This is a genomic window from Cellulosimicrobium cellulans (assembly GCF_024124905.1).
Taxonomy (GTDB): Bacteria; Actinomycetota; Actinomycetes; order Actinomycetales; family Cellulomonadaceae; genus Cellulosimicrobium; species Cellulosimicrobium cellulans_G.
In genome coordinates this window covers 503,971-529,174 of record NZ_JAMXST010000002.1, presented here as the reverse complement: position 1 = coordinate 529,174, position 25,204 = coordinate 503,971, and the positions used below count along the sequence as shown (strand labels likewise).

Sequence of the window (25,204 nt, the reverse complement as noted above, 5' to 3'; positions counted from 1 at the left end):
CATCACGGCCCACCTCCCGAGCACGCCCCGCGCCCACTACGATGGGCGCGCGCCTCGATAGCTCAATGGATAGAGCAACGGCCTTCTAATCCGTAGGTTGCAGGTTCGAGTCCTGCTCGGGGCACCACACGCGACCGATGCGAACGCACCTGGGCAGGAGCCCCGTTCGTTCCGCGCCGCAGGGCTCCGTGGGCGTCGTCGTCCTCGGAGGGTCCGTCCTCTGCCGTCCTCCGAGAACGCGGCGCTCGGTCCCAAGCCCGATCTCTCGACCGTACGCCCCGGAGCGGCGGTGGCGAGAGGTGGCGAGGACTCGGACCCACCTCCTACGGTGGACGGGCGGCCGAGGTGCCGCAGGGGGCACCGGTCGGTGAAGAAGCCCGCGGCCGGTGCACCTCTTCGACGGGCCACCGCCCGCCGGAGTGCTCGAAGGCGTCCCTGCTCCTCCACGTCGAGGGGCGGGGGCGCTCGTCCGGGACGCGGTCCGGGCCGACGTCGCGGCACCGGTCACCCGTCCGGTTCGACGACGTAGCCCGCGCGCTCGACGGCGGCGAGGAACGCCGCGAGGTCGGGCGCCTCCCGCAGGAGCGACCCGAGCGTGCCCTCGTGCAGCGTGGCGGTGAACGTCGCCGTCGCGAAGGGGTGCGTGACCGGCGCGGTTCCGGGCAGCGGGGGCGGCACGGAGGCGCTCACGAGCACGCCCGGCTCGCCGCGCACGACGAGCACGACCCGCCCGTCCCGCAGGACGCGGTACCGCGGCACCGTCCCGTCCGTCCTCGCGTCGCCCACGGGTCCACGGTAGGGCCCGGCTGCCCGCGCTCAGCCGAACGACGGCGCCGTCGCGTGGTCGATCTCGACCAGGTAGGCGTGCCGCTCCTCCCCGCGCGGGTAGGGGTTGCCGGTGTAGAGGACGGAGAGCCTGTCGACGACCGCCCAGCCCACGTCGCCGTCGAGCACCTCGACGACGCGTCCGCGCAGGGTCGCCATGACGTAGGGGTTCCCGGTCTCCGTCACGGACACCGCGACGCGCGGGTCGCGCGCGAGGTTGCGCGCCTTGCGCGAGCCGGGTCCCGTGAGGAACGCGAGCCGGTCCCCCTCCCAGCCGACCCAGAGCGGCACGACGTGCGGGCCGCCGTCGGGCAGGACGGTCGCGAGGTGCGCGACGTGCGGTCCGGCGACGAGCGTGCGGGCGACCTCGGGGACATGGGCAGGCCCGGGGACGAAGTCGGCGCTCACACGATCGCCCCGCACGAGAGGTCGACGACGACCCCCGTCGTCGCGCCCGCGGCGTCGGACGCGAGGTACACGGCCGTGCCGGCGACCTCGGAGAGGCGGGGCAGGCGGCCGAGCAGCGTGTCCTGCACGAGCGCGGGAAGGTCGTCGTCCGACGCGCCGACGGTCTCGGGCGTGAAGTTGGGCCGCAGCCCGACGACGCGCACGCCGTGGCGGCCGACCTCGCCGGCGAGGCTGCGCACGAGCGTCTCGATCGACGCGCACGCGAGGCTGAACCCGCCCATCTCGTGCCGCGACTCGCGCGCCGCCGTCGAAGAGAGCATGACGATCGCCCCGGACCCCTGGGCGATCATGTGCCGCGCCGCGGCGGTCGCGGTGAGGAAGTGGGTCGTCGTCGCGGACACGACCGGCGCCACGAAGTCCTCGAGGGACATGTCGACGAGCGGGACGTCCTGCAGCGCGTCGTACGCGACGGCGTTGAACGACACGTCGAGACTCCCCGCCTGCTCGACCACCGCGACCGCGTGCGCGTCGACCGACTCCTTGTCCGTCGCGTCGACGACGGCGGGGTGCGCCTGCCCGCCGGCGGCGCGGACCTCGTCCGCGAGCGCGTCGAGCGTGGCGGCCGTGCGTCCCGCGAGGAAGACGCGCGCGCCCGCGGCGGCGAACGCGCGGCTCACCGCCGACCCCATCGACCCCGCGGCGCCGTAGACCACGGCGTTCTTCCCGGCCAGCTGCATCTCTCGGTCCTTTCCCCGGTGGTGGCGCGCTCGTCCACGGACGGTGGGCGCGGCGAACTCTCGCACACGGACGACGGCGCGCGCGGGCGGAACTCATCGGCCCCCCGGACGTTGGGTCTGGCATGGGGAGTTCTCACCCTCCCGATCCCCGGAAAGGGTAAAGATCAGGCCACCCGTCGTAGATATACTCGGCCGACCGGCGCAGGCCGGTTCCGCCCGGTTCGCCCGGGTCGAGGGGGAGGTCGCGAGGGCCGCCCCACCCGCCACCGACGGCGTCCGACGGCACGCACGAGCGAAGGACAGACATGACCGAGGCAGCACCGCTCCAGCCCCCCGCCCCGACGGAGACGCTCACGCTCAGCGCCCCGGAGCCCGTCAAGCCGGTCGCCGCCACGCAGGCGCCGTCGCTCGCGCCGCGCGTCGACGAGGCCGCGATCCCGGGCCTCGAGTCGAAGGTCTCCACCTACCTCGACCAGCTCCTCGCGACGGACACGCGCTCGCCCGACTTCGCGGCGAAGGCCGACGACATCCGCAAGATGGGCGACAAGGACATCCGTGCCGCGGCCGACGTGTCCAACCGCATGCTCGAGATGCCGGTCAAGGAGCTGCGCGAGGGCGGCGTCTCCGACAGCTCCAAGGTGAGCAAGTCGCTGCTCGAGCTGCGCCGCACGGTCGAGGACCTCGACCCGAGCGAGGCGAGCATGGGCAAGAAGTTCCTGGGCCTCATCCCGTTCGGCGGGAAGCTCCAGGACTACTTCCGCCGCTACGAGAGCTCGCAGAAGCAGCTCAACGCGATCGTCCAGTCGCTCTACAACGGCCAGGACGAGCTCCGCAAGGACAACGCCGCGCTCAACCTCGAGAAGCAGAACCTCTGGGACTCGATGGCGCGCCTCAACCAGTACATCTTCATCGCCGAGCGCCTCGACACCGAGCTCTCGACGAAGGTCGCCGAGCTGGAGGCGAGCGACCCCGAGCGCGCCCAAGCCCTGCGCGAGGACGTGCTGTTCTACGTCCGCCAGAAGCACCAGGACCTGCTGACCCAGCTCGCGGTGTCCATCCAGGGCTACCTCGCGATGGACATCATCATGAAGAACAACGTCGAGCTCATCAAGGGCGTCGACCGCGCGACGACCACGACGATCTCCGCCCTGCGCACGGCCGTCATCGTGGCGCAGGCGCTCGCGAACCAGAAGCTCGTGCTGGACCAGATCACCGCGCTCAACACGACGACGTCGAACATGATCGCCTCGACCTCGAAGATGCTGGCCGACCAGTCGGCGAGCATCCAGCAGCAGGCCGCGAGCGCGACGGTCGGCCTCCCCCAGCTCCAGCAGGCGTTCGCCAACATCTACGCGACGCTCGACTCGATCTCGACGTTCAAGACGCAGGCGCTCGACTCGATGGCGCAGACCATCGGCGTGCTGGAGACCGAGACGACGAAGGCGAACGAGTACCTGGACCGCGCACGCCGCTCGGACCAGTCCCAGGTCGGCAACGGCTCGCTCGACATCGGGCGCCTGTGACCCCTGGCGACGCCCGCCCTCCGTCCTCCCGCGGCCTGACCGCCGCTCCCCGCACCACAGATCGGACCCCGAGCTAGATGGGCTGGTTCTCCGACGTGATCGGCCGCCTCGGCGGCCGGTCCCCCGCGCCCGAGCCCGCGCTCGAGCTGCCCGCCCCGCCGACGTCGACCGAGATCCTCGCCTCGGTCGAGCGCGTGGAGCAGCAGATCGAGGGGCGGGTGCCGCCCGCCGTCACGGCGCGCGTGCACCGCATCACCGGGACGGTCGAGGAGATGGTGCCGCGCCTCGACCGCCTCGGCGGCGGGTCGCAGCAGGCGCACACCGTCGTCGCGACGGCCACGAGCTACCTGCCCGAGGCCGTCGGCGCGTACCTGCGCCTGCCGCGCGACTTCGCCGACCGGCGGGTCGTCGCGCAGGGCAAGACGTCCCTCATGCTGCTGTGCGACCAGCTCGACCTGCTCGGCGTGACGCTCGACAAGATCTCCGACGCGGTCTCGCGCGCCGACGCGGCGGCGCTCGTCGCGCACGGCGCGTTCCTCGCGGAGAAGTTCCGCGACTCGTCGATCGCGCTCGACCCCGGGGCCGGCCAGGGCACGCCACCGCCGCCGAGCGGCCCGGCGTCGGAGCCCGGACGACTGGAGGCACCATGACCGGCCCGGTGACCCCGAGCCTCGCGGCGGCTCTCGACGCGCTGGACGCCGCGGCGCGCGCCGCGGGCGTGGACGAGGAGGCCGCGCGCGACGAGGGCGCCCGCCTCGCGGCGGCCGTCGCCGAGTCCTCCCCCGGTGCCCCCGCCGCGTGGCTCGCGGCGCTCGGGCACGACCCCGCCGCGACGGGCGCGTTCTTCACGGCCGCGTCGAGCGCGCGGCGCTGGCGCACGTCGCCGACGGACGTCCTCGCCGCGCTCGGGGCGGCCCGCTCGAAGCACGCCGCTGCGTACGGGCAGGCGCTCGCCGACGTCGCACGCGCCGCCGCGCACCTCGGCTCCCCGGGCCCGCACGTGGCCGGGGCCGCCGCGGCCACCGCCGCGGTGCAGCAGTCGGGCGGCGCCCCGCCGCCGGCCCCGGTCGTCACCCCGGCCGCCGGTCGCACGCCGTCGGGCCCGACGCCGCTGCCCGCCGCGGGCGGGCCGCTCGCCACGCGCCCGTCGACCGGCGGGGCGGACCCGTTCGACCTCGGCGACCTGCTCGCCGCGCAGGGCTCGCTCGACGCCCTGCGGCGCCCGGCGCCCGAGGTCCCCTCGGTCGAGTCCATCCTCGACGCGCTCGGCGCGCGCCCGGCCGCAGCACCGTCCGGTGCCACGCCCGCCGCGCCGTCGGGCACGACGCCGGTCGGCGCGCCCACGGGCGGCGCCGACGCCACGGCCACCCGGTCCGAGGCGGCGACGACGGCCGAGGCCGCGGCCGAGGAGGAGCCTCCCCGCTCGATCGAGGAGCTGCTGGCCGAGCTCGACGCGCTCACCGGTCTCTCCCGCGTGAAGGACGAGATCCACCGCCAGACCGAGCTGCTGCGCGTCGAGAAGCTGCGCACCGAGGCCGGCCTCACCCGCCCGACGCTCACGCGCCACCTCGTGTTCCTCGGCAACCCCGGCACGGGCAAGACGACGGTCGCGCGCCTCGTCGCGGGCATCTACCGCGCCCTGGGGCTGCTCGAGAAGGGCCACCTCGTCGAGGTCGACCGCTCCGAGCTCGTCGCCGGGTACCTCGGCCAGACCGCGGTGAAGACCTCCGAGGTCGTCGCCACCGCGCTCGGCGGCGTGCTGTTCGTCGACGAGGCGTACGGCCTCGCGGAGGACCAGTACGGCGCCGAGGCGATCAACACGCTCGTCAAGGACATGGAGGACCACCGCGACGAGCTCGTCGTCATCGTGGCGGGCTACCCGGGCCCGATGGCGGACTTTCTCGCCACGAACCCCGGCCTCGAGTCGCGGTTCTCCACGACCATCACGTTCGAGGACTACGCCGACGCCGAGCTGCGCGACATCTTCGCGGGCATGGCGGCGAAGTCGGACTTCGAGCCGACGCCCGAGGCGCTCGACGTGTTCACGCGCCTCGCCGCGGCCCAGCCGCGCACCGAGGGCTTCGGCAACGCGCGCTGGGCGCGCAACGTGCTCGACGGCGCGATCGCGCGCCACGCGTGGCGCCTCAAGGACACCGACGCGCCGACGATCGACGAGCTCCGCCTCCTGCTGCCGGTCGACGTCGTCGACGGCGAGGGCGCCCCCGCGCTCCTCGCCACGCTCGACCCGCCTGAGCCCGACGGCGCCCCGGACGACGCCCCGACCGCGGCCGCGCCCACCGACGACGCGCCGTCCCCCGACGTCGCGTCCCACGACGTCGCGTCCCACGACGCGTCCGAGACCGCCCCCTCCACCGCCGAGGAGAACGCATGACGACCACCCCGGTCCGCCCTGCGGGCCAGCAGATCGTCCCCGCGGGCGGCCCCGCGCCGGGCGCGCCCGGCCCGGCCGGCGCCCCGAGCGGAGCACCGAGCGCCGGCGTGTCCCGCGCCCGGGGCGCGCTGCGCCGCACGCCCGGCAAGCTGCGGCTCGTCATGGCGCTGTGCGTGCTCGCCGCCGTCGCGCTCGGTGCGCTCGGCTTCCAGGCGGGGAGCGTCCAGTCCCGGGCGCTCGAGGCCGCCGGCGAGGACACCGCGCAGCTCGTCGGCGTCCAGGAGGTCCGCAACGCGCTCGTCGCGGCCGACGCGACGGCGACCGGCGCGTTCCTCGTCGGGGGCCTCGAGCCCGCGGACCAGCGCGCCCGGTACGACGACCTCGTCGACCAGGCCGCGACCGGCCTCGCCACGCTCTCCGGGAGCAACGAGGGCGACGCGGAGCTGCTCGGCCGGGTCGCGGCCGACCTCACGGTCTACACCGGCCTCGTCGAGCAGGCGCGCGCGAACAACCGGCAGGGCTTCCCCGTCGGCTCGGCGTACCTCGACCAGGCGTCGACGATCCTGCGCGAGCAGATGCTCCCGGCGCTCGACGAGGTCGTGCTCGACGACGCGGACCGCGTCGCCGCCGACTTCTCGGGCGTCCGCAACGCGCTGTGGGTGCTCGCGGGCGGGCTCGTGGCGCTCGCGGTGCTCGTCGTGAGCCAGGTGTGGCTCGCGCGCCGCACGCACCGCGTGCTCAACGTCGGCCTCGCGGTCGCCACCGCCGTCGTGCTCGTGGTCGGCATCGTGTCGACGGTCCTGCTGGCCCAGGCGAGCTCGCGCGCGCAGGACGTGCGCACGGGGCCGTACGCCGCGACGCTCGCCGCGTCCCAGGCGTACTCGCTCGCCAACGACGCGAAGTCGATGGAGGCGTTCACGCTCATCAAGCGCGGGTCCGGGCAGGCGTACGAGGAGGCGTTCGTCACGGCGACCGACGACGCCACCGCGCGTCTCGACACCGCGGCGTCCGAGGGGATCCTCGACGGGACGACGGCCCAGGCGCTCGACGCGTGGGTGACCCGGCACGCGGACATCCGCGCGCTCGACGACGCGGGACAGTGGGACGACGCCGTCGCGCTCGCCACCGCGACGGACCCCGAGAGCCCCAACGCCGCCTTCGACGCGTTCTCCACGTCCGCGCGCGACGACATCGAGACCAACGCGGCCGCGACGAGCCAGCGGCTCGACGGGGCGGCGACGACCGCGACCGTCGCGGGCTGGCTCCTGCTCGCCGCCGGCCTGGTCGCCGCCCTGCTCGCGTGGCGCGGCGTGACCGCACGACTGGAGGAGTACCGGTGACCACGACGCTCGCCACCCCCGACCGGTCCGCCCGGAGCCGGCGCGCCGCACGGCGCCGCCGCACCGGCGTCGTCGGTGCCGCGCTCGCCGCGGCGCTCGCGCTGACCGCGTGCTCGGGCCCGTCCGGCGCGGACGACCTCCGCCTCACGGCGGCACCCCAGGACGAGGCCACCGAGGAGGCCCCCGCCGCCCCCGCGGCTCCCGCCGAGTGCGCGGACCCGCTCGCGTCCTACACGCCCGAGGGTGCGCTGCCCGGTCCGGACGCGCTGCCCGGCGGGAGCACGATGGCCGCGATCCGCGACCGGGGGTCGCTGGTCGTGGGCGTCTCCGCCGACACGCTGCTCATGGGCGCGCGCAACCCGCTGTCGGGCCAGATCGAGGGCTTCGACATCGACGTGCTCCACGAGATCTCGCGCGCGATCTTCGGCGACCCCGACCGCCTCCAGTTCCGGGTCATCACCTCCGGCCAGCGCCTGGAGGTGCTCGAGAACGGGGAGGTCGACCTCGTCGCCCGCGCGTTCACCATCACCTGCGAGCGGTGGGAGTCCATCGCGTTCTCGGCCGAGTACTACCACGCGGGCCAGAAGGTGCTCGTCACGCGGGACTCGACGGCCGGCGGGATCGCGGACCTCGAGGGCCAGCGCGTGTGCGCCCCGGAGGGCACGACGACGCTCACGCGCCTCGAGCAGTTCTCCGGCATCGAGCCCGTCCCGGCCACGACCCACACCCAGTGCCTCGTGCTGTTCCAGCAGGGCAAGGTCGACGCGATCACGGGCGACGACACGATCCTCGCGGGCTTCGCGGCCCAGGACCCGTACGCGAAGGTCGTCGGCGAGGCGATCAGCGACGAGCCCTACGGCATCGGCGTCCCGGCGCAGAACGTGGACATGGTCCGGTTCGTCAACGGCGTGCTGGAGCAGATGAAGTCGGACGGGCGCTGGGCCGCGATCTACGGCGAGTGGCTCGGGGGCCTCGGCCCCGCCCCGGCCCCGCCGACCGCGGTGTACGGCCGCACGCCGTGACCCGCACGACCGCACCCGAGGCGCCGGGACGGCTCGGCGAGGCGATCCCCGCCGCCGACCTCCTGGCGTACCTCGCCGCGCTCGAGACGTGGCTCGACGAGCGTCGCACCGAGCTCGACCGGCTCGACGCCGCCGCGCAGGCCGCCGCGACGCCCGACGTCTACACCGCCGACCTCGTGCTCGCGCTGTCGCTCTGGCAGGCGATCCGCACGCGCGCGGACGAGATCCGGCCCGTGTGGGACTCGGGCCGGGCCGACGCCGTCGCGCGCGAGAAGATTTCCCAGCTCGTCTGGGGGCGCCTCGACTCCGGCTCGGGCGCCGCGCTCGTCTCGCTCGTCGAGGCGGTGAAGCTGTGCGACGCGCTCGTCGTCCAGCTCCGCACCCGCCTGTCGTTCGACCCGCACACGGCCGACCAGGTCGCGCGGCTGCGCGGCGTGCGCGCCGAGCTCGTGCGCTGCGAGGACCTGGCGGGCTCCGACGCGGACGCGCGGGGACGCGTCGAGACCCTGCGCGGGCGTCTCGACCACCTCGTCGCCCAGGCCGCGCGCGGGGCCGACGTCGCGGGCCCGCTCGCGGAGCTCGAGACCGAGGTGGCGCGCGCCGAGCGCGACCTCATCGTCGCGTCGGCGCAGCGCCGCGAGCTGCGCCGCGACCGTGCCCGCACCGAGGAGCAGCGCGACGCGCTGGAGGCGCGCGAGCCCGCGCTGCGCGAGCTCGTCGCACGGTGCCGTCGCGAGATCGCGCACCCGCCGCGGCTCGCCGTCCCCGACGTCTCGCGGCTCGGCCCGGTCCCCGACTCCCGCTTCGAGCTCGACGCCTACACGGCGCGACTGGCGACCGTCGCGCGCGCCGTCGAGACCGTCGAGGACGCCTACACCCGCCCGCTGCGCGAGCGCGCCGAGCTGCGCTACAGCCTGGAGCGGCTCGCCGAGAAGGCCGAGGCCAACGGGCGGTCCGCGTCACCCACGGTGCGCTCCGGCCACGCCGAGGCGCGCGCGGCCGTCGAGGCCGTGCCGTGCGACGTGACGCTCGCCCGCTTCCTCGTCGAGCAGTACCAGTTCCTCACCCGCGACCTGCCCACCCCAGAAGGAGCGTCGTCGTGACCACCACCGCGACCGTCCCGTGCTCGGAGCCCGGCTGCCCGGGCACCATCGAGGACGGCTACTGCAACGTCTGCGGCGCACCCGCCGGCGGCTCCGGCGGCACGCCGACGGGGGCCGCGACCGGGACCTCCGGCGCGCCGGCACCGGGCACGGCCGCCGCCGCGTCGCCGTCCGCGATGCTCGGCACCGGGTTCGTCCAGGGCCGTCCCGGGACCGGGCCGTCCGGGGGCGCGGACCCCGACGCCGAGCGCTCGACGCGCACGGGCCGCACGAGCTCGAGCCGCCTCGCGACGGCCGCGCTCGGCTCGGCACGCACCGCCGCGACCGGATCGAAGGCCACGCGCCGCGTCGGCACGTCGTCGACGCGCCTGCGCGGTCGCGGCCTCGGCGCGGGACTGACGACCGTCCCGTCCGTCCCCGCGCGCGACCCGCTGCAGTCCGTGATGGCGGTGCCCGAGGTCGCGGAGCGCAAGCGCTACTGCCCCGCGTGCGGCGAGAAGGTCGGCCGCGGCCGCGACGGGCAGCCCGGTCGGACGTCCGGCTTCTGCCCCCACTGCGGCAACCGCTTCGACTTCACGCCCCAGCTCTCCCCGGGCGACCTGGTCGGCGGGCAGTACGAGGTCGTGGGCTGCCTCGCGCACGGCGGCCTCGGCTGGATCTACCTGGCCCGCGACCAGAACGTGTCGGGCCGGTGGGTCGTGCTCAAGGGCCTGCTCAACTCGGGCGACCCGGACGCCTACGCGGCCGCGATCTCGGAGCGGCAGTTCCTCGCGGAGGTGGAGCACCCGCTCATCGTCGAGATCTACAACTTCGCCATGCACGACGGCGCGGGCTACACCGTCATGGAGTACGTGGGCGGCGAGTCGCTCAAGGAGATCCTCCAGGACCGCCGGGACGCCAACAACGGCGTGATCGACCCGATGCCGGTCGACCAGGCGCTCGCCTACGTGCTCGCGATCCTTCCCGCGTTCGCCTACCTGCACGACCACAACCTGCTGTTCTGCGACTTCAAGCCGGAGAACGTCATCCAGCAGGGCGACGGCGTCAAGCTCATCGACCTCGGCGGCGTGCGGCGCGCCGACGACATGACGTCAGCGATCTTCGGGACGGTCGGGTACCAGGCGCCCGAGGTCGCCGAGGTCGGCCCGTCGATCGCCTCCGACATCTACACGATCGGCCGCACGCTCGCGACGCTCGTCCTCGACTTCCGGGGCAACACGACGACGTACGTCGCGTCGCTCCCGCCGGTCGCCGACACGCCCGTGTTCCAGCAGTACGACTCGTTCTACCGCCTGCTCGCCAAGGCGTGCGCGCTCGACCCCGCGGACCGCTTCGCGACCGCCGACGAGATGCGCACCCAGCTCCTCGGGGTGCTGCGCGAGGTCGTGGCCGCCGACGCCGGCCCGGGCAACCCGGCGCTGCACTCGGCGGCGTCGGTGCTCTTCGAGGCGCCGGTCGCCGACGTGGCGGCCCGGCCGCTCGCCTGGGACGAGCTCCCCACGCTGCGCCGCGACGACCACGACCCGATGGCGAGCTGGCTCGCCGGCGTCAACGTCGTCGACCCGGACGCGCGGCTCGCCGCGCTCGCGGACGCGCCCGAGGACACGGTCGAGGTGCACCTCGCGCGCGCCCGCGCGGCCATCGAGGCGGGCCGCTTCGACGTCCTGCGCGGCACCATCGGCACGATCCTCGCCGACGACCCGTGGGAGTGGCGCGCGGCGTGGCTCGGGGGCCTCGGCGAGCTCGCGCAGGGCGACCCGGTCGCCGCGCGCGCGTCGTTCAACGCGGTCTACGGCCAGGTGCCCGGCGAGCTCGCGCCGAAGCTCGCGCTCGCGGCGGCCTGCGAGCTGAGCGGCGAGCCGGACATCGCGGAGTCGCTCTACGTGATCTGTGCCCGCACCGACGCCAACTACACGGCACCCGCCGCATTCGGTCTCATGCGCATCCGCGAGGCGCGCGGCGACCTCGACGGCGCCCTCCACGCGCTCGACCTCGTGGGTCCGACGCGCGGCTCGTACGTCGAGTCCCGCACCCTGCGCGCGCACCTGCTCGCCGAGTCGGGCCGCGGCCTGCCCGCGCTCGCCGACGCGATGGCGAGCGTCGCCGCGGTGTCGATCGCGCCGCGCGAGCGCGCCGAGCTCTCCGTCGGCGTGCTGCGCTCCGCGCTCGAGACCGTCACGCGGTCCGGGCCCGAGCCGACGACGCGGATCGCGGGGGTGCCCGCCGACGAGCCCGCGCTGCGCGACGCGCTCGAGGGTGCGTACCGCGAGCTCGCGTCGCTCACGGACTCGCGCGACGAGCGCATCACGCTCGTCGACCGCGCGAACGAGGTGCGACGGTGGACGGTCCGATGAGCGACGCCCCGACACCCGCGCCCGACCAGGCCGTCCCCGACCTGGCCGTGCCCGACGACGCCGTCCCGGCGCCGGTGCTCGCGTGCCCCGCCTGCGGCGAGCCGTCGCCCGAGGGCGCGCGGTTCTGCGAGGCGTGCGGCACGCCGCTCGCCCCGCTCCCCCCGGCGGGCGGCTCGGACGACGAGGCGCGCCGCGACGCGGCGGACCTCGACGCGGCGGACGGAGGACCTGCCGGGCCCGCGACGTCGCAGCACGCGTCCGGGGAGGCGGCGTCCGCCCCGGACGACGGCACCCCCGAGCCCGACGCCCGGCCGTGCGTGCGGTGCGGGGGCCGCGTGGCCGAGGACGGGTACTGCACGGAGTGCGGCGAGCCGGCCGCGTCCGAGCGGGACCACTGGGCCGAGCGCCCCGCGACGTGGGTCGCCGGCGTGTGCGACCGCGGCGTGCGGCACTCCCGCAACGAGGACGCGATGGCCCTCGCCGCGAGCCCGTCCGCCGCCGCGGACCGCGCGTTCGCCGCGCTCGTCGTGTGCGACGGCGTCTCCTCCGCGCCCGACTCCGACGTCGCGAGCCTCGCGGCGGCGCGGGCGGCGCGCGACGTGCTCGCCGCGGGCGCCCCGGAGGGCACCTCCCCCGTGGTCGGCGAGCCGACGGCGCGGGTCGCCGCCTGGTCGGCGCTCGTCGCGGACGCCTCGCGGGCCGCGCAGGACGCGATCCTGGCGACCGTCGGCGCGATGGCCGACCGCGAGAATCCGCCGTCGTGCACGTTCGTCGCGGCGGTCGTCGACGGCCCGCTCGTCGTCACGGGCTGGGTGGGCGACTCGCGCGCCTACTGGATCCCGGACGACGGCGAGGCGCACCAGCTCAGCGTCGACGACTCCTGGGCGCAGGAGATGATGTCGCAGGGCATCCCCCGCGTCCAGGCGGAGAGCTCCCCGCAGGCCCACGCCATCACGCGCTGGCTCGGCCCCGACGCCCCGGACCCCGTCGCCCGGACGGCTGCCACCTTCCCCGACCGCGACGGCTGGGTGCTGGTGTGCTCGGACGGCCTGTGGAACTACTGCTCCCCCGCCGGCGACCTCGCGGCGCTGCTCCACGCCACCCAGGAACGGGTCGGTCACGACCCGCAGACGGTGGCGGGCGCGCTCGTGGACTGGGCGAACGCCCAGGGCGGCCGGGACAACATCACGGCGACGCTCGCGCGGTTCGACAGGTCGTCGGACGCGGCCTCCCCCGAGCTCGACCCCGACCTCGAGACGACCGTCCCCACGACCTGACGGGCCGCGCGCCGCCGTCCGGCCCGACCCCCGCACGACCCGCCACCACCCACCCCGACCCGATAGCCTGCACGAACACCCGCACCACCGAAGGAGCCCCCATGGCCGAGTTCGCCGCCGAGGTCTACCAGAACGAGTTCCTGTCCGAGGGCGCCACGGACGTCCACGCGATCGTCACCGTGACGTGCACGGGGGCCGGGAGCGCGGGGAGCGTCGGCGGCGCGGGCGGGGTCGCCGAGATCATCATGGTCGACACGTCCGGATCGATGTCGGGCCGGAACATGGAGGCCGCGAAGCACGCCGCCCAGGTCGCCGTGGACCAGATCCTCGACGGCACGTGGTTCGCGATCGTCGGCGGCAGCCATGTCGCCAACCGCGTCTTCCCGTACCCGAACGCGCGGATGGCGATGGTCCAGATGGAGCCGGGCGCGCGCGCCGAGGCGAAGCGCGCGGTCTCGATGCTCACGCCCGGCGGCGGCACGGCGATGAGCACGTGGCTGCGCCTCGCGGACCAACTCTTCGCGACGGTGCCGCAGGCCACCCAGCGGCACGCGATCCTCCTCACGGACGGCAAGAACGAGTCGGAGCCGCGCGCGAACCTCTCCGCCGCGGTCCGCGACGTCACGGGCCACTTCCAGTGCGACGCGCGCGGCGTCGGCTCGCGCTGGCAGGTCGACGAGCTGCGCGAGATCTCGACGGCGCTGCTCGGCTCGGTCGGCCTCATCGCGGACCCGAACGAGATCGCGGCCGACTTCGAGAGCCTCATGCAGGCGTCCATGGCGCGTGGCGTGGCCTCCGCGGACCTGCGCGTGTGGGCCCCGCAGGGCTCGCAGGTCCTGTTCGTGCGGCAGGTCGCGCCGACCGTCGAGGACCTCACGCACCGCCGCGCCGAGGTGAACCCCCTCACCGGGGCCTACCCGACCGGCTCGTGGGGCGACGAGTCGCGCGACTACCACGTCGCGGTCCGCGTCGCGTCGAAGCCGGTCGGCTCCGAGCAGCTCGCGGCGCGCGTCCAGCTCGCGGTGAACGGCGAGGTCGTCTCCTCCGGTCTGGTCAAGGCCAAGTGGTCCGACGACGAGTCGCTCACCACGCGCATCAATCCCGAGGTCGCGCACTACACGGGCCAGACCGAGCTCGCCGCGGCGATCCAGGAGGGCCTCGCGGCCAAGGCCTCGGGCGACGAGGCGACCGCGACCGTCAAGCTCGGGCGCGCCGTGCAGCTCGCGCAGCAGACGGGCAACGAGGAGGCGACGTCGCGCCTGCGCAAGGTCGTCGACATCGACAACGAGGAGCAGGGCACCGTGCGGCTCAAGCGGAACACCTCGACCCTCGACGAGATGGCCCTCGACACCGCCTCGACGAAGACGACGCGAGTCCGCCGGTGAGCGCCGTCGTCTGCCCCAACGGGCACCCGTCGGAGTCGACCGACTACTGCGACGTGTGCGGCGAGCCGATCGGCGCGGCGTCGGCCCCGTCCACGCCCGTGGCGAGCGGTGCGACGCCCGCGGGCGCCGCCCCGGCGGCCGCCCCCGCGACGACGTGCCCGAACTGCGGGTCGCCGGCGCCCGGCGGGGCGCTGTTCTGCGAGAACTGCGGCTACGACTTCACGACGGGCGCGCTGCCCGACCCGGTCGAGCCGCCGTCGGCGCTCTCGCTCGACCCGCCGTCGCGTCCGACGCCCGCGCCCGCGCCGGCGGGCACGCCCTCGGGGTCCACCCCGCCCCCGCTGCCGACCTCCGCGGCGGGATCCGCGGCGACGCCCCCGTCGTCGTCGACCCCGCCCCCGCTGCCCGCCCCGAGCACCGCCGTCGCCCCCGAGGCGAGCGAGGCGGGGGCGTCGGGCAGCCACCTCCCGACGCCCCCGGTCCCGGGGCCGGACCAGTGGGTCGTGGAGATCTGGATCGACCCCGACTGGTACCAGGCGCAGCAGCCCGAGGACCCGATGCCCTCCGCGGGACTGCCGGGCCTCGTCGTGCTGCGCGAGCGCAGCGTGCTCGTCGGCCGCCCGTCGGTGTCCCGCGGCATCCACCCGCAGGTCGACTGCGGCGCGGACACGGGCGTCTCCCGCCGGCACTGCCAGCTCAGCACGGACGGCCAGCGGTGGTGGGTCGAGGACCTGCAGTCGTCGAACGGGACCTACGTGAGCCCGGCGGGCGAACCGCTGCCGACCGACCCGATCCCCGCCGGACAGCGACGCGAGCTGTCCGACGGGGACCGGGTCTACCTCGGCGCGTGGACGCGGCTCGTCGTCCGCAAGGCGCTCCCGGGCGAGGTCTGAGCCGGCTCAGCCCTCGGTCGTCCGAGGCTCGGCCTCGGCCGTGATCTGGGTCGCCGCACCGCTGCTGCCCGCGCGGTGCGCGACCTCGATCCGGCGCGGCCGGGCCTCCTCGGCCACGGGGATCGTCAGCGACAGCACCCCGTCCTCGTACGACGCCGAGATCTGGTCGAGCGCCAGACCGCGCCCCACCGTGAGCTGGCGCGCGTAGGTTCCCGAGGGCCGCTCGCGCGCGAGCCACTGGACGTCGGGATCGGTCCGCGGGCTGCGCTCGGCGCGGATCGTCAGCGTGCGGTCCTCGACGGACACGTCGATCGTCCCCGGGTCGACACCGGGAAGGTCCATCGTCAGGACGTAGTGGTCGCCCGCCCGGAACAGGTCGAGCGGCATGCCGCCCGACGCCGACGCCGCGGTCGCGCGCGCCCCGGACGCGAGCTGGCCGACCAGGCGGTCCATCGCGTCGAAGGTGGTCGTGAACGGGTCGATCATCGCAGCCACACCTCTCACCTCCTCGTCGGTCGGTCCCGGACCGTCCGGGACCGGTCGGTGGTCCCGCGAGGTAGGCACCTCGCGGGCGGCTACGTCTCTGTTCTAGCACTCTCCCCCGGAGAGTGCCAAGAGCCGGCGCGCGCCTTCCGGGGGCGGGGCGGAGGGGCGGTTGTCGACTTCCTCCGAGACCGGATCCCGCGACGACAGCATAGTTGGTGGAACCCTCCAACCCGTTGTGCGATCCGTGCACGCGGCGACACCGTCGTCGTCCGCGTCCCCGTCGGCGCGCACCGCGCAGGGCCGGGAGAGTGGACCTGGCCACGACGGGTCGGGCACCGACCCGTCACGACGACGCAGGGAGCACCATGACCGACGCACCGACCACGGCGACCCCCGGGACGCCCGCGCCCGCCACGCAGAACACCGGTCCGGGAGCGGGGCGCCGCGGGCCGCTCGCGCTCGACGCGGGCGACGCCGCGCGCGTCGCGACCTTCGCGGCGCTGATCGCCGCGCTCGGGATGCCGGGGTCGATCGCGCTGTTCGGGAACGCGGTCCCGATCACGCTCCAGACGCTCGGTGTCATGCTCGCCGGCACGATCCTCGGCGCGTGGCGCGGCACGCTCGCGGTCGCGACGTTCCTCGCGCTCGCGGCGGCCGGCCTCCCGGTGCTCGCGGGCGGGCGCGGCGGCCTCGGGGCGTTCGTCGGCCCGTCCGCGGGCTACCTGCTCGGGTTCCTCGCGGGGGCGGCGGTCGTGGGCTGGCTCGTCGACCGGCTGCGCCGGGCGACGTTCGGCGGTGTGCTCGTCGCGTGCCTCGTCGGCGGGGTCGCGGTCGTCTACGCGTGCGGCGTGCCGGTCCAGTCGGCCGTCACGGGGGTACCGCTCGCGACGACGGCGCAGCTCTCCCTCGTGTTCCTCCCGGGCGACGTCCTCAAGGCGCTGGCGGCCGCGGCGATCACCGTCGGCGTCGTGCGCGCCTACCCGGCCGCTCGCCGGTCGGGCCGTTCTGCGGGCCGTCCCATGGCCGTCGGCCGCACCGCCTCCTGACACCTGCGAGAGTGTCCGCGTGCCCGTCGCCCACCAGGTCCTGACGCACGCCGCCGACCCGGCGGTGCGCGACCGTCCCGCCCTGCGCACCCCCGAGCGGTCGCGCACCTACGCCGCGCTCGCCGCGGACGTGCGCGCGGGCGCGACGCACCTCGGCGCGACGGGCACGCGCCCCGGCGACGTCGTCGCCGTGTCCCTGCCCGACCCGCTGGACCTGCTCACGGCGGTCCTCGCCGCCGACCACGCCGGCGCGACGCCGCTCGTGTGCGACCCGGCGTGGCCGCGCGCGCACCGCGCGGAGGTCCTGCGCACCCTCGCCCCGCGCACGTTCGTCGAGGTGCCCCTGCCGCGCGGGGCCGGCACCCTCCCCGACCTCGTGCCGGGGCTCGCCCCGCAGGGGGGTGCGGGCCCCGGCACGGGCCACGAGCCCGGTCCGGACGACCTCGCGTGGGCGGGGTTCTCCTCGGGCAGCACGGGCCGGCCGCGCGCGGTCGTGCGCACGCGCGCGTCGTGGGCGGGGTCGTTCGACGACGTCACGCGGCTCCTCGGGCTGCGCCCCACCGACACCGTGCTCGTCCCCGGCCCGCTCGCGTCGTCGCTCTACTGCTTCGCCGCCGTGCACACGCTCGCCGTCGGCGCGTGCGCCTACCTCACGCGCACCCCGGCCGCCACGACCTCCGCGCTCGCGAGCAGCGACGTCGTGCACCTCGTCCCGCAGGTCCTCGACGACGTGCTCGACGCCGTGGCCGCGGGGGCGCCGTCCCGGCTGCGGCACGCGGTCGTCGGCGGGGCGTCCCTCGCCGCCGGGGCGCGGTCGCGCGCGGCGGCGCTCGGCATCGACGTGCTCGCCTACTACGGCGCGGTCGAGCTCTCGTTCGTCGCCTACGACCCCGACGGGTCGGGGCTGCGTGCGTTCCCGGGGGTCGACCTCGAGGTCCGGCCGCTGCCGCAGGCGAGCGTCGGCGAGGTCTGGGTCCGTTCGCCCTGGGTGTCTAGCGGCTACCTCGCGCGCGCCACCGGACCGCTGCGGCGCGACGGCGCGTGGAGCACCGTGGGCGACCTCGCCGACCCCCTGCCCGACCCGTCGACGTCGCCGTCCGCGCCCGGCGCCCCGCCCGGCACGCTCGTGCTGCGCGGCCGCGGCGACGGGGCGATCCTCACCGGCGGGTCGACGGTCGTGCCCGAGGACGTCGAGGTCGTGCTGCGCGCCGTGCCGGGGGTCCGGGACGTCGTCGTGCTCGGCACGGCGCACCGGCGCCTCGGGGCGGTCGTGAGCGCCGTCGTCGAGTGCGACGACCGGCCCGGGATGCGCGCCCACCTGGAGCGCGTCGCGCGCGGGGCGCTCGCCCCCGCCCAGCGGCCGCGGCGCTGGTACGGCACGCGCGCCCTCCCCCGGACCCCGTCGGGCAAGCCCGCGCGCGGGGCCGTGAGCGAGGCCCTGCTGGGGACCGACCCCGCGCGCTCGGGGATGGAGCCGCTGCGATGACCGCGTCGGGTGCGGGGGCGGACGCGCCCGCGGTCGTGGCCGCGCGCCGCACCTGGGTCGGGACCGCCGGGCACGGGCACCGGTCGTCGTCCGAGGTCGACCTCGCGGCGGGTGCGCTCGGCGCGACGCTCGGCGACGCGCGGGCCCTCGGGGTGGAGGACGACGTCGCCGACGTCCTGCTGGGGTGCTGCACCGGGCCCGGCGGGAACGTCGCGCGGGCCGCGGCGCTCGCCGCGGGACTCGGCGTCGTGGTGCCCGGGCTCACCGTCGACCGGCAGTGCGCGTCCGGTCTCGCGGCGGTGCTGCTCGCCGCGCAGCAGGTCCGGGCGGGCGAGGCGCGCCTCGTCCTGGCGGGCGGGACGGAGAGCGCGTCCCTCGCTCCCAGGCGCTCCCACCGCACGCCGTGGGGCGACGTGCCCTACGCGCGCGCCGCGTTCGCGCCGACGCCGTGGGCCGACCCGGGCATGGGGGCCGCCGCCGACGCGCTCGCGCGCCGCCGCGGCGTGACCCGCGAACGCCAGGAGGCGTACGCGGTGCGCAGCCACGCGCGCGCCCTCGCTGCGCACGCGGGCGGGCGGTTCGCGGCCGAGACGGTCCGGCTCGGCGCGCCGGCGCGGTCGCTCGCGCGCGACGAACGGGCGCGACGCCTCGACCCCGCGGTGCTCGCCCGCCTCTCGCCGGCCTTCACGCCCGGCGGCACCGTCACCGCCGCCACCGCGAGCCCGGTGAGCGACGGCGCGGCGGCGGTCGCGGTCGTGCCCGAGCGCGTCCGGCGCGAGCTCGGGGTCCCGGGCCTGCGCGTGCTCGCGTCGGCGACGGTCGGCTGCGACCCCGCGCTGCCGGGGTGGGGCCCGGTCCCGGCGGTGCGCGCCGCGCTCGACCGGGCGGGCGCGCGGCTCGACGACGTCGCGGCGGTCGAGGTCGTCGAGGCGTTCGCCGCGCAGGTCCTCGCGGTGACCGACGCGCTCGGGCTCGACCCCCTCGGCGACCCCGCCGACGACGCGCGGGTCTGCGCCGACGGCGGCGCGCTCGCGCTCGGGCACCCGTGGGGCGCGAGCGGCGCAGTGTCGGTCGTGCGGCTGTTCTCCCGGCTCGTGCGCACGGGCGCTCCGGCCGGGACGCTCGGCCTCGCGACGGCCGCCGTCGGCGGCGGGCTGGGCGTCGCGGCGGTCCTGGAGGTCGTCCGGTGATCGCGAGAGCCCGGGCCGGCCTGGGGCGACCGCGCGCCGTCGGGGACGCTCCGGCCGCGACGGCTGGGACGCCCGAGACGCCCGGGGCGTCCCCCGGGTCCGGGGCCTCCCTCGTGCACGAGTCCTCCGGGTCGGGCTGCACGGTCCGGCTCGAGGACGTCCGCGTGCGCCTCGGCGAGCGCGACGTGCTGCGCGGCGTCGACCTCGAGCTGCGCGAACGGCGCGTGGGGATCGTCGGGGCCAACGGCTCGGGCAAGAGCACGCTCGCGCGCCTGCTCAACGGGCTCGTCGTGCCGACGTCGGGCCGGGTCCTGGTCGACGGCCTCGACACGCGCCGCGACGGCCCCGCGGTCCGGCGGCGCGTGGGGTTCGTCTTCACGGACCCGGACGCCCAGATCGTCATGCCGACCGTCGCGGAGGACGTCGCGTACTCGCTGCGTCGCCACGCTCCGGCCGAGCGCGACGCGCTCGTGCGTGCCGCGCTCGCCGCGCGCGGCCTGGCGGACCACGCGGACCATCCCGCCCACCTGCTCTCGGGCGGGCAGAAGCAGCTCCTCGCGCTCACGTCGGTGCTCGCCGCGGGGCCGCGGCTCGTCGTCGCCGACGAGCCCACGACGCTCCTCGACCTGCGCAACACACGGCGGTTCGCCGCCGAGCTCGCGGCGCTCCCCCAGCAGGTCGTGCTCGTCTCGCACGACCTGTCGCTCATGGACGCGATGGACCGCGTGCTCGTGGTGGACGGCGGGCGGGTCGTCGCCGACGACGCGCCGGGGCCCGCCGTCGCGCGCTACCTGCGCCTCGTCGACGGGGCGTCGTCGTGACCCCGGGCACCTACCGGCCGGGGTCGTCGGTCCTGCACCGCGCCCCGGCCGGGGCCAAGCTCGTGGGACTGGCGGCGGCGTCGGCCGTCGTGCTGCTGGTGTCCTCGCCGGCGGGGGTCGGCGCGGTGGTCCTCGCCGTCGGCGCGCTCTACGCGGTCGCCGGCGTGGGATGGTGCGCGGCGTGGGAGCAGGTACGCCCCCTGCGCCTGGTCGTGCCCGTGCTGCTGGCCGTCCAGTGGCTCGCCCTCGGGCCGGTGCCGGCGGTGGTGCTCACGACCCGGCTCGTCGCGCTCGTCGCGCTCGCGGGGCTCGTCCTGCTCACGACCCGGACGGCGGCCGTCCTCGCCGCGATCGAGCGGGGGCTGCGGCCGCTGCACCGACTCGGCGTCGACGTCGACCGCGCGGCCCTCGTCCTGTCGCTCGCCGTGCGCTGCGTACCCGTCGTCTCCGCACTGGCTCAACGCGTGCGCGACGCGTGCCGCGCCCGGGGCCGCGAGCACGACGTCCGCGCCTACGCCGTCCCGCTCGTCGTCGGCGCGCTGCGCCAGGCCGACGCCCTGGGCGACGCGCTGCGCGCCCGCGGCCTCGACGACTGACGGCCCGCCCCACCGCCATGCCGAGAGAGCCGTGGTCCCGCGAGATAGACCCGTGGTCTCACGAGGTAGAGCCGTGGTCAGGACCAGACCTCTACCCCGCCGTACCAGACCTCTACCTCGCCGTACCAGGCCTCTACCTCGCGGAGAGGGGGCTCTCATCGGGCCGCCGGCTCGCCCGTGGCGCGGTGGCCGCGGAGGGAGACGACCGCCGCGACGAGGATGCCGACCACGGTCACGACGAGCAGGGCGCGGTAGTCGACGGCGCCCACGAGGGCCGCGCCGACCACGGTCAGCACGAGCTGCGGGACGTTGACCAGCAGCAGGCTCGCCGCGGCGACGCGCCCCTGGAGACCCGGGGGCGTGCGGAGCTGCCGCTCGGTGACGAAGCCGACGATCGACCAGGTGGCGCCGAGCCCGACCGCGCCCATGCCGAGGACGATCGCCACGACGTTCGTCCCCGTCGCGGGCACGATCCCGAGCGCGAGCACCAGCAGCCCGAGGGCGACGAGCCGCTGCGCGCCCCAGCGGGCGACGAGACGGGCGGCCGTGAGCCCTGCGACGATCGCGGTGAGCGCCTGGACCGAGGAGACGGGGCCCAGCAGCTCCGGGGCCAGCCCGAGCCCGTCCTCGATGATCGCGAGGCTGACCGCGTTGAGCAGCCCGACCCCCGCGAACGCGACGAGCATGGCGAGCGTGAGCACGCCGAGCGGGGCCGTCCGCACGAGGTGGCGGAAGCCCGCGGTCATCTCGTCCAGGTACGGCTCGCGCTCGGCGGCCGGGGTCGGGGGCGTCTCGACGATTCGGATCCGGCCGATGACGGTGCCCGAGACGGCGAACGCCACGGAGGCGGCGACCACGAGCGGCCACGCGCCGGCGAGCGCGTACGCGCCCGCGCCGACGACCGGCATGAGGAGGCGGAAGACCTGGTCGATCGTCGTGAGCCGGCCGTTCGCGGGCGCGATCGCCTCGTCCGGCAGCATGTCCCGCACGAGGCCCGCCTGGGCCGCCGCGGTCGCGAAGCCGACGGCCGAGTAGATCACCGTCACCACGAACACGAGCCAGACCTGCTCGGGCCCGCGCACGGCGAGGAGGGCGAGGAGGCTCACGGCACCGACGAGGTACGTGACGACGAGCATCCGTCGGCGCGACACGCGGTCGGCGAGCTGCCCGAGGAGCGGCGACGCGAGCGCCGGCAGACCGAGCGCCGCGAACACGAGGCCGGCGGCGCCGTTCGAGCCGGTGAGGTCCTTCACCCAGACGGCGAGGATGATCGCGAGGACCGAGTCGGCGAAGTTCGTGAACCCCCACGCGACCGACAGGAGACGGAACGGGCGGGACCGCAGCGCGGCACGAGGGTCCGGGGCGTCGTCGCGACCGGCGGCGGGGGCGGTCGCGGTGCGGGACTCCGGCGCCACCCCGGGCGCGTCGGCGGGAGCGGGCCGGGTGGTGGCGGTCGGCTCGGGCGTCGCGCTCATCGGGGGGCCTCCGGCAGGTCGGCGTTGACGATCGAGAAGAGGCGCGCGCGACGTGCCCCCGCGGGACGGAGCGACGGGTCGTCCCAGCGCCCCCGGAAGCGGTCCGTGAGCGCCTCGACCTCGCGAGCGAGCGCGTCGAGCTCCTCGCGCGTCGCGTAGAAGGACGCGCCGGTCATCGTCGAGGCGAGGAGCCACTGCGGGTCGTCGGCAGCGGACCCGGCGAGCCAGGCCCGGACACGCGCCGTCTCCTGGTCCAGCATGAGGGTCGCCACCGCGCCCGCGGCGTGCAGAGACTCCGGGACGTCGGGGTCGAACTTCGTCTGGCGGCCGCGCCCGACGGAGCGCCACGGGCGTTCCTTGCCGCGACGCTCCGCGGGCTCGACGTACCCGTACTTGGCGAGCATCCGCAGGTGGAAGGAACAGCTCGCGACGGACTCGCCCGTAACCTCGGCGCACCGTGTCGCGGTGACCTCGCCCTCGTCGTCGAGCAGCGCGAGGATCCGCAGGCGCAGCGGGTGGGCGAGCGCCCGGATGGTCGCCGGGTCGGTCGCGACGACCTGCCCCGGCTCGGGCCTCGGGCCGCGCGGGAGGCGGTCCGACGACGCCGGGCCGGGGCCGGTAGGGACGGCCGGCGGGCTGGAATGGGAGTCGGCTGGCGTGCTCATGCCCGCCACGCTAGTTCACGAAAGAGTTCTTGCGCAAGAGTTCTTTAGCGAGAGTCGCCCGTCGCTCCGGGAGCCGCGCGACGCGCGACCACGAGGTCGTGGACGCGGCTCACCGCGACCACGACCCCCAGAACCGCCACGGCGAGCGACAGGCCTGCCAGGACGTCGGTGAGGAAGTGGTACCCGAGGTAGAGCCGGCTCAGCGCCACGGACCCGATCACGAGCACGGAGGCGACCGCCCAGACCGCCAGGACCCCTGGGTCGTGGTGGCGGTGCCACACCAGGTAGCCGCCCACCAGGACGAGCGTCGCCGCGCCGATCGTGTGCCCGGACGGGAAGGAGAACGACCGCTCGACCCCGGCGACGACCATCGACACGTCGGGCGGCCTCGGCCGGGCGATCACGGCCTTGAGCACGGTCGAGACCAGCGTCGCGAGCACCATGGCGCCCGCGAGCAGGCCGGGCTCCCACCACGTCCCCGTGCGCCGCGCCCACACCACGCACCCGACCGCGACGAGGACGGGCAGCACGAACGGCCCGGACACTGTCGTGACCACCGTGAGGACGCCCGTCACGACCGGCGTGCGGTGCGCGACCATCCACGCGAGCAGCGGCTCGTCGAGCCGCCACAGGTCGTCCTGCTCGCGCACCGCGTCCAGGAGGAGGGCGAAGCCCGCGACCCCCGCGAGCACCAGGAGCACGCCCGGCCACACGCTCGCGAGGACCGCGCGCGCGGGCACGCCGCGCCGTTCGCCCGCCCTGCCGCCTGGCTGCCCGTCCCCCGCGCTCATCCCCGGAGGCTACGCACGGCGAGCCGACCGCGCAGCGCGGCCGACCGCCGTCGTGCACCGGCACCCGACGCTCGTGGCGAAAAAGGGATGCAGCGCCCCCGACGACCGTGGTCGGATGTACCCACACCGCGGTGACGTCCGTCCGGTCCGTACCGGGCGGTGGAGGGTCCGGCCAGACCCACGAACCCAGCGTCACGAGAGCAGAACCATGCATCCCTTGATCACGTACGACGTGGCGGCCCTCAGCCGTCGCGAGCAGCTGCAGGAGCAGACCCTGCGCCGGTCGCAGCTGCGCCGCACCACGACCCGCGTCCCGGCGAACACCCGGCAGGCCCGCCTGCCGCGCCGCACCGCATGACGCGCACCGACCGCTCGCCGGACCGGGGACCCTCCCCGACAGGCGGCGGCACCCCTCGTCGAAGGCCCCGACCGTCCGGACCCTGGTGGACCGGACAGCCGGGGCCTTCGTCGTGCGTGCCGCGGCTAGGCTGTCGCCCGTGAGTCCTGTGAACGCGAACGAACGCATCGTCTGGATCGACTGCGAGATGACCGGGCTAGACCTGGGCGCCGACGCCCTCGTCGAGGTCGCCGCCGTCGTGACCGACTCCGAGCTCAACGTGCTCGGCGACGGGGTCGACGTCCTCGTCCGGCCCCCGGCCGAGGCGCTCGAGCAGATGGGCGACTTCGTCCGCCAGATGCACACGACCTCCGGGCTGCTCGACGAGCTCGACGAGGGCCTGACGCTCGCCGAGGCCGAGCAGCGCGTCCTCGACTACGTCCGCACGTGGGTCCCCGAGCCCGGCAAGGCACCGCTGGCCGGCAACTCCGTCGGCACGGACAAGGGGTTCCTGGACCGCGACATGCCCGCTCTCATGGGCCACCTGCACTACCGCATCATCGACGTGTCCTCCGTCAAGGAGCTCGCGCGCCGCTGGTACCCGCGCGCGTACTTCTCCTCGCCGGAGAAGCACGGCGGGCACCGCGCGCTCGCGGACATCCTCGAGAGCATCGACGAGCTGCGCTACTACCGCGCCGCCGTGTTCGTCCCGCAGCCCGGTCCCGACTCCGCGACGGCGCGCAAGGTCGCCGAGCAGGTCGTGGCGACGAGCGTCACGCGCGGCCGGACCCGACCCTCCGACGACGGGGTCGAGACGTCCGTGGCCACCGTCACAGGATCCGCCGACGCCTGACCTCGAAAAGCGGTCCGGGAGCACCTCGCGGACCGGGTACACTTTTCGACGGCCGGTGCTTCACGCCCGGTCATGGTGGGTATAGCTCAGCTGGTAGAGCACCTGGTTGTGGTCCAGGGGGTCGCGGGTTCAAGTCCCGTTACTCACCCCAGACGGCGAGGGCCGGTCTCCGCAGGGAGACCGGCCCTCGCTGCGTCTC

24 protein-coding genes and 2 tRNA genes are annotated in these 25,204 nt (G+C 75.9%); 19 read left to right on the top strand and 7 right to left on the bottom strand.

Annotated elements, in window-relative coordinates:
* Window positions 1-51 precede the first annotated feature (51 nt).
* Window positions 52-127 (top strand) — tRNA-Arg (locus tag NHH00_RS07395).
* A gap of 377 nt (window positions 128-504) precedes the next feature.
* On the opposite strand, the gene NHH00_RS07390 is transcribed toward NHH00_RS07395, so the two are convergent.
* The 3 genes from NHH00_RS07390 to NHH00_RS07380 are packed head-to-tail and all read right to left on the bottom strand — an operon-like array spanning window position 505 to window position 1,970.
* Window positions 505-786 carry a hypothetical protein gene (locus tag NHH00_RS07390; protein ID WP_253051200.1) on the bottom strand — a complete coding sequence of 94 codons (282 nt, stop codon included), beginning with the start codon at window positions 784-786 and terminating at the stop codon, window positions 505-507.
* A 30-nt stretch (window positions 787-816) separates the two neighbouring features.
* Window positions 817-1,233, bottom strand: coding sequence for a PPOX class F420-dependent oxidoreductase (locus NHH00_RS07385; RefSeq protein ID WP_253051199.1), 417 nt, complete (start codon window positions 1,231-1,233; stop codon window positions 817-819).
* A complete protein-coding gene (locus tag NHH00_RS07380) occupies window positions 1,230-1,970 on the bottom strand; it encodes an SDR family NAD(P)-dependent oxidoreductase (RefSeq protein WP_253051198.1) in 741 nt (246 codons plus the stop codon). Before NHH00_RS07380 ends, NHH00_RS07385 begins: the two co-directional genes overlap by 4 nt.
* Window positions 1,971-2,275: 305 nt before the next feature.
* Between NHH00_RS07380 and NHH00_RS07375 the strand changes: the two genes are divergently transcribed.
* From NHH00_RS07375 to NHH00_RS07330, 10 genes are all read left to right on the top strand, one after another.
* On the top strand, window positions 2,276-3,493 hold the full coding sequence (locus NHH00_RS07375) for a toxic anion resistance protein (protein ID WP_253051197.1): 1,218 nt from the start codon (window positions 2,276-2,278) through the stop codon (window positions 3,491-3,493).
* Window positions 3,494-3,570: 77 nt separating this feature from the next.
* Window positions 3,571-4,143: a hypothetical protein gene (locus tag NHH00_RS07370; RefSeq protein WP_253051196.1), complete on the top strand. Its 573-nt coding sequence runs from the start codon at window positions 3,571-3,573 to the stop codon at window positions 4,141-4,143.
* Window positions 4,140-5,885 carry an AAA family ATPase gene (locus NHH00_RS07365; protein WP_253051195.1) on the top strand — a complete coding sequence of 582 codons (1,746 nt, stop codon included), beginning with the start codon at window positions 4,140-4,142 and terminating at the stop codon, window positions 5,883-5,885. Before NHH00_RS07370 ends, NHH00_RS07365 begins: the two co-directional genes overlap by 4 nt.
* Complete coding sequence (locus NHH00_RS07360; protein ID WP_253051194.1) at window positions 5,882-7,225, top strand: hypothetical protein; 1,344 nt, start codon at window positions 5,882-5,884, stop codon at window positions 7,223-7,225. The genes NHH00_RS07365 and NHH00_RS07360 overlap by 4 nt, the downstream gene beginning before the upstream one ends.
* On the top strand, window positions 7,222-8,247 hold the full coding sequence (locus tag NHH00_RS07355) for a glutamate ABC transporter substrate-binding protein (RefSeq protein WP_253051193.1): 1,026 nt from the start codon (window positions 7,222-7,224) through the stop codon (window positions 8,245-8,247). Before NHH00_RS07360 ends, NHH00_RS07355 begins: the two co-directional genes overlap by 4 nt.
* Complete coding sequence (locus NHH00_RS07350; protein WP_253051192.1) at window positions 8,244-9,350, top strand: hypothetical protein; 1,107 nt, start codon at window positions 8,244-8,246, stop codon at window positions 9,348-9,350. The genes NHH00_RS07355 and NHH00_RS07350 overlap by 4 nt, the downstream gene beginning before the upstream one ends.
* The gene (locus tag NHH00_RS07345) at window positions 9,347-11,704 is read left to right on the top strand and encodes a serine/threonine-protein kinase (RefSeq protein ID WP_253051191.1); all 2,358 of its coding nucleotides are present in this window, start codon (window positions 9,347-9,349) and stop codon (window positions 11,702-11,704) included. Before NHH00_RS07350 ends, NHH00_RS07345 begins: the two co-directional genes overlap by 4 nt.
* Window positions 11,701-12,981 (top strand): PP2C family serine/threonine-protein phosphatase, encoded by a 1,281-nt coding sequence (locus NHH00_RS07340; protein ID WP_253051190.1) that lies wholly within the window; start codon window positions 11,701-11,703, stop codon window positions 12,979-12,981. Before NHH00_RS07345 ends, NHH00_RS07340 begins: the two co-directional genes overlap by 4 nt.
* 101 nt (window positions 12,982-13,082) lie before the next feature.
* Complete coding sequence (locus tag NHH00_RS07335) at window positions 13,083-14,366, top strand: VWA domain-containing protein (RefSeq protein ID WP_253051189.1); 1,284 nt, start codon at window positions 13,083-13,085, stop codon at window positions 14,364-14,366.
* Window positions 14,363-15,259 carry an FHA domain-containing protein gene (locus tag NHH00_RS07330; RefSeq protein WP_253051188.1) on the top strand — a complete coding sequence of 299 codons (897 nt, stop codon included), beginning with the start codon at window positions 14,363-14,365 and terminating at the stop codon, window positions 15,257-15,259. Before NHH00_RS07335 ends, NHH00_RS07330 begins: the two co-directional genes overlap by 4 nt.
* Window positions 15,260-15,265: 6 nt before the next feature.
* Here the strand turns inward: NHH00_RS07330 and NHH00_RS07325 are convergent, their stop codons facing one another.
* Window positions 15,266-15,754 (bottom strand): Hsp20/alpha crystallin family protein, encoded by a 489-nt coding sequence (locus tag NHH00_RS07325; protein WP_374614547.1) that lies wholly within the window; start codon window positions 15,752-15,754, stop codon window positions 15,266-15,268.
* Between the two features lie 356 nt (window positions 15,755-16,110).
* Here NHH00_RS07325 and NHH00_RS07320 point away from each other — a divergent pair, with 356 nt between their 5' ends.
* The 5 genes from NHH00_RS07320 to NHH00_RS07300 all read left to right on the top strand — a co-directional run bounded on the left by NHH00_RS07320 (window position 16,111) and on the right by NHH00_RS07300 (window position 20,884).
* Window positions 16,111-16,791 (top strand): biotin transporter BioY, encoded by a 681-nt coding sequence (locus tag NHH00_RS07320; RefSeq protein ID WP_253051187.1) that lies wholly within the window; start codon window positions 16,111-16,113, stop codon window positions 16,789-16,791.
* Window positions 16,792-16,810: 19 nt separating this feature from the next.
* Complete coding sequence (locus tag NHH00_RS07315) at window positions 16,811-18,277, top strand: class I adenylate-forming enzyme family protein (RefSeq protein ID WP_253051186.1); 1,467 nt, start codon at window positions 16,811-16,813, stop codon at window positions 18,275-18,277.
* Window positions 18,274-19,467, top strand: coding sequence for a thiolase family protein (locus tag NHH00_RS07310; RefSeq protein WP_253051185.1), 1,194 nt, complete (start codon window positions 18,274-18,276; stop codon window positions 19,465-19,467). The genes NHH00_RS07315 and NHH00_RS07310 overlap by 4 nt, the downstream gene beginning before the upstream one ends.
* Before the next feature lie 164 nt (window positions 19,468-19,631).
* Window positions 19,632-20,288: an energy-coupling factor ABC transporter ATP-binding protein gene (locus NHH00_RS07305; protein ID WP_374614653.1), complete on the top strand. Its 657-nt coding sequence runs from the start codon at window positions 19,632-19,634 to the stop codon at window positions 20,286-20,288.
* Window positions 20,285-20,884: an energy-coupling factor transporter transmembrane component T family protein gene (locus NHH00_RS07300; RefSeq protein ID WP_253051184.1), complete on the top strand. Its 600-nt coding sequence runs from the start codon at window positions 20,285-20,287 to the stop codon at window positions 20,882-20,884. The genes NHH00_RS07305 and NHH00_RS07300 overlap by 4 nt, the downstream gene beginning before the upstream one ends.
* Window positions 20,885-21,039: 155 nt before the next feature.
* Here NHH00_RS07300 and NHH00_RS07295 read toward each other — a convergent pair whose 3' ends face one another.
* The 3 genes from NHH00_RS07295 to NHH00_RS07285 are packed head-to-tail and all read right to left on the bottom strand — an operon-like array spanning window position 21,040 to window position 23,815.
* Complete coding sequence (locus NHH00_RS07295) at window positions 21,040-22,359, bottom strand: MFS transporter (RefSeq protein ID WP_253051183.1); 1,320 nt, start codon at window positions 22,357-22,359, stop codon at window positions 21,040-21,042.
* Complete coding sequence (locus NHH00_RS07290; protein ID WP_253051182.1) at window positions 22,356-23,024, bottom strand: ArsR/SmtB family transcription factor; 669 nt, start codon at window positions 23,022-23,024, stop codon at window positions 22,356-22,358. The genes NHH00_RS07295 and NHH00_RS07290 overlap by 4 nt, the downstream gene beginning before the upstream one ends.
* A gap of 44 nt (window positions 23,025-23,068) precedes the next feature.
* Window positions 23,069-23,815: a phosphatase PAP2 family protein gene (locus NHH00_RS07285; protein WP_253051181.1), complete on the bottom strand. Its 747-nt coding sequence runs from the start codon at window positions 23,813-23,815 to the stop codon at window positions 23,069-23,071.
* A gap of 208 nt (window positions 23,816-24,023) precedes the next feature.
* On the opposite strand from NHH00_RS07285, the gene NHH00_RS07280 reads away from it, so the two are divergent.
* The 3 genes from NHH00_RS07280 (at window position 24,024) to NHH00_RS07270 (ending at window position 25,156) form a co-directional block, all read left to right on the top strand.
* Window positions 24,024-24,173: a hypothetical protein gene (locus tag NHH00_RS07280; RefSeq protein WP_156533217.1), complete on the top strand. Its 150-nt coding sequence runs from the start codon at window positions 24,024-24,026 to the stop codon at window positions 24,171-24,173.
* A 187-nt stretch (window positions 24,174-24,360) separates the two neighbouring features.
* Window positions 24,361-25,005 carry an oligoribonuclease gene (orn, locus tag NHH00_RS07275; RefSeq protein WP_374614651.1) on the top strand — a complete coding sequence of 215 codons (645 nt, stop codon included), beginning with the start codon at window positions 24,361-24,363 and terminating at the stop codon, window positions 25,003-25,005.
* A 75-nt stretch (window positions 25,006-25,080) separates the two neighbouring features.
* Window positions 25,081-25,156, top strand: a tRNA-His gene (locus tag NHH00_RS07270).
* Window positions 25,157-25,204 lie beyond the last annotated feature (48 nt).

Bases quoted from the DNA above. Each gene is read 5' to 3' on its own strand.
- NHH00_RS07360 (WP_253051194.1), top strand. From the start codon at position 5,882: ATGACGACCACCCCGGTCCGCCCTGCGGGCCAGCAGATCGTCCCCGCG.
- NHH00_RS07295 (WP_253051183.1), bottom strand. From the start codon at position 22,359: ATGAGCGCGACGCCCGAGCCGACCGCCACCACCCGGCCCGCTCCCGCC.
- NHH00_RS07285 (WP_253051181.1), bottom strand. From the start codon at position 23,815: ATGAGCGCGGGGGACGGGCAGCCAGGCGGCAGGGCGGGCGAACGGCGC.
- NHH00_RS07280 (WP_156533217.1), top strand. From the start codon at position 24,024: ATGCATCCCTTGATCACGTACGACGTGGCGGCCCTCAGCCGTCGCGAG.
- NHH00_RS07290 (WP_253051182.1), bottom strand. From the start codon at position 23,024: ATGAGCACGCCAGCCGACTCCCATTCCAGCCCGCCGGCCGTCCCTACC.
- NHH00_RS07370 (WP_253051196.1), top strand. From the start codon at position 3,571: ATGGGCTGGTTCTCCGACGTGATCGGCCGCCTCGGCGGCCGGTCCCCC.
- NHH00_RS07335 (WP_253051189.1), top strand. From the start codon at position 13,083: ATGGCCGAGTTCGCCGCCGAGGTCTACCAGAACGAGTTCCTGTCCGAG.
- orn (WP_374614651.1), top strand. From the start codon at position 24,361: ATGACCGGGCTAGACCTGGGCGCCGACGCCCTCGTCGAGGTCGCCGCC.
- NHH00_RS07365 (WP_253051195.1), top strand. From the start codon at position 4,140: ATGACCGGCCCGGTGACCCCGAGCCTCGCGGCGGCTCTCGACGCGCTG.
- NHH00_RS07375 (WP_253051197.1), top strand. From the start codon at position 2,276: ATGACCGAGGCAGCACCGCTCCAGCCCCCCGCCCCGACGGAGACGCTC.
- NHH00_RS07310 (WP_253051185.1), top strand. From the start codon at position 18,274: ATGACCGCGTCGGGTGCGGGGGCGGACGCGCCCGCGGTCGTGGCCGCG.
- NHH00_RS07340 (WP_253051190.1), top strand. From the start codon at position 11,701: ATGAGCGACGCCCCGACACCCGCGCCCGACCAGGCCGTCCCCGACCTG.
- NHH00_RS07380 (WP_253051198.1), bottom strand. From the start codon at position 1,970: ATGCAGCTGGCCGGGAAGAACGCCGTGGTCTACGGCGCCGCGGGGTCG.
- NHH00_RS07320 (WP_253051187.1), top strand. From the start codon at position 16,111: ATGACCGACGCACCGACCACGGCGACCCCCGGGACGCCCGCGCCCGCC.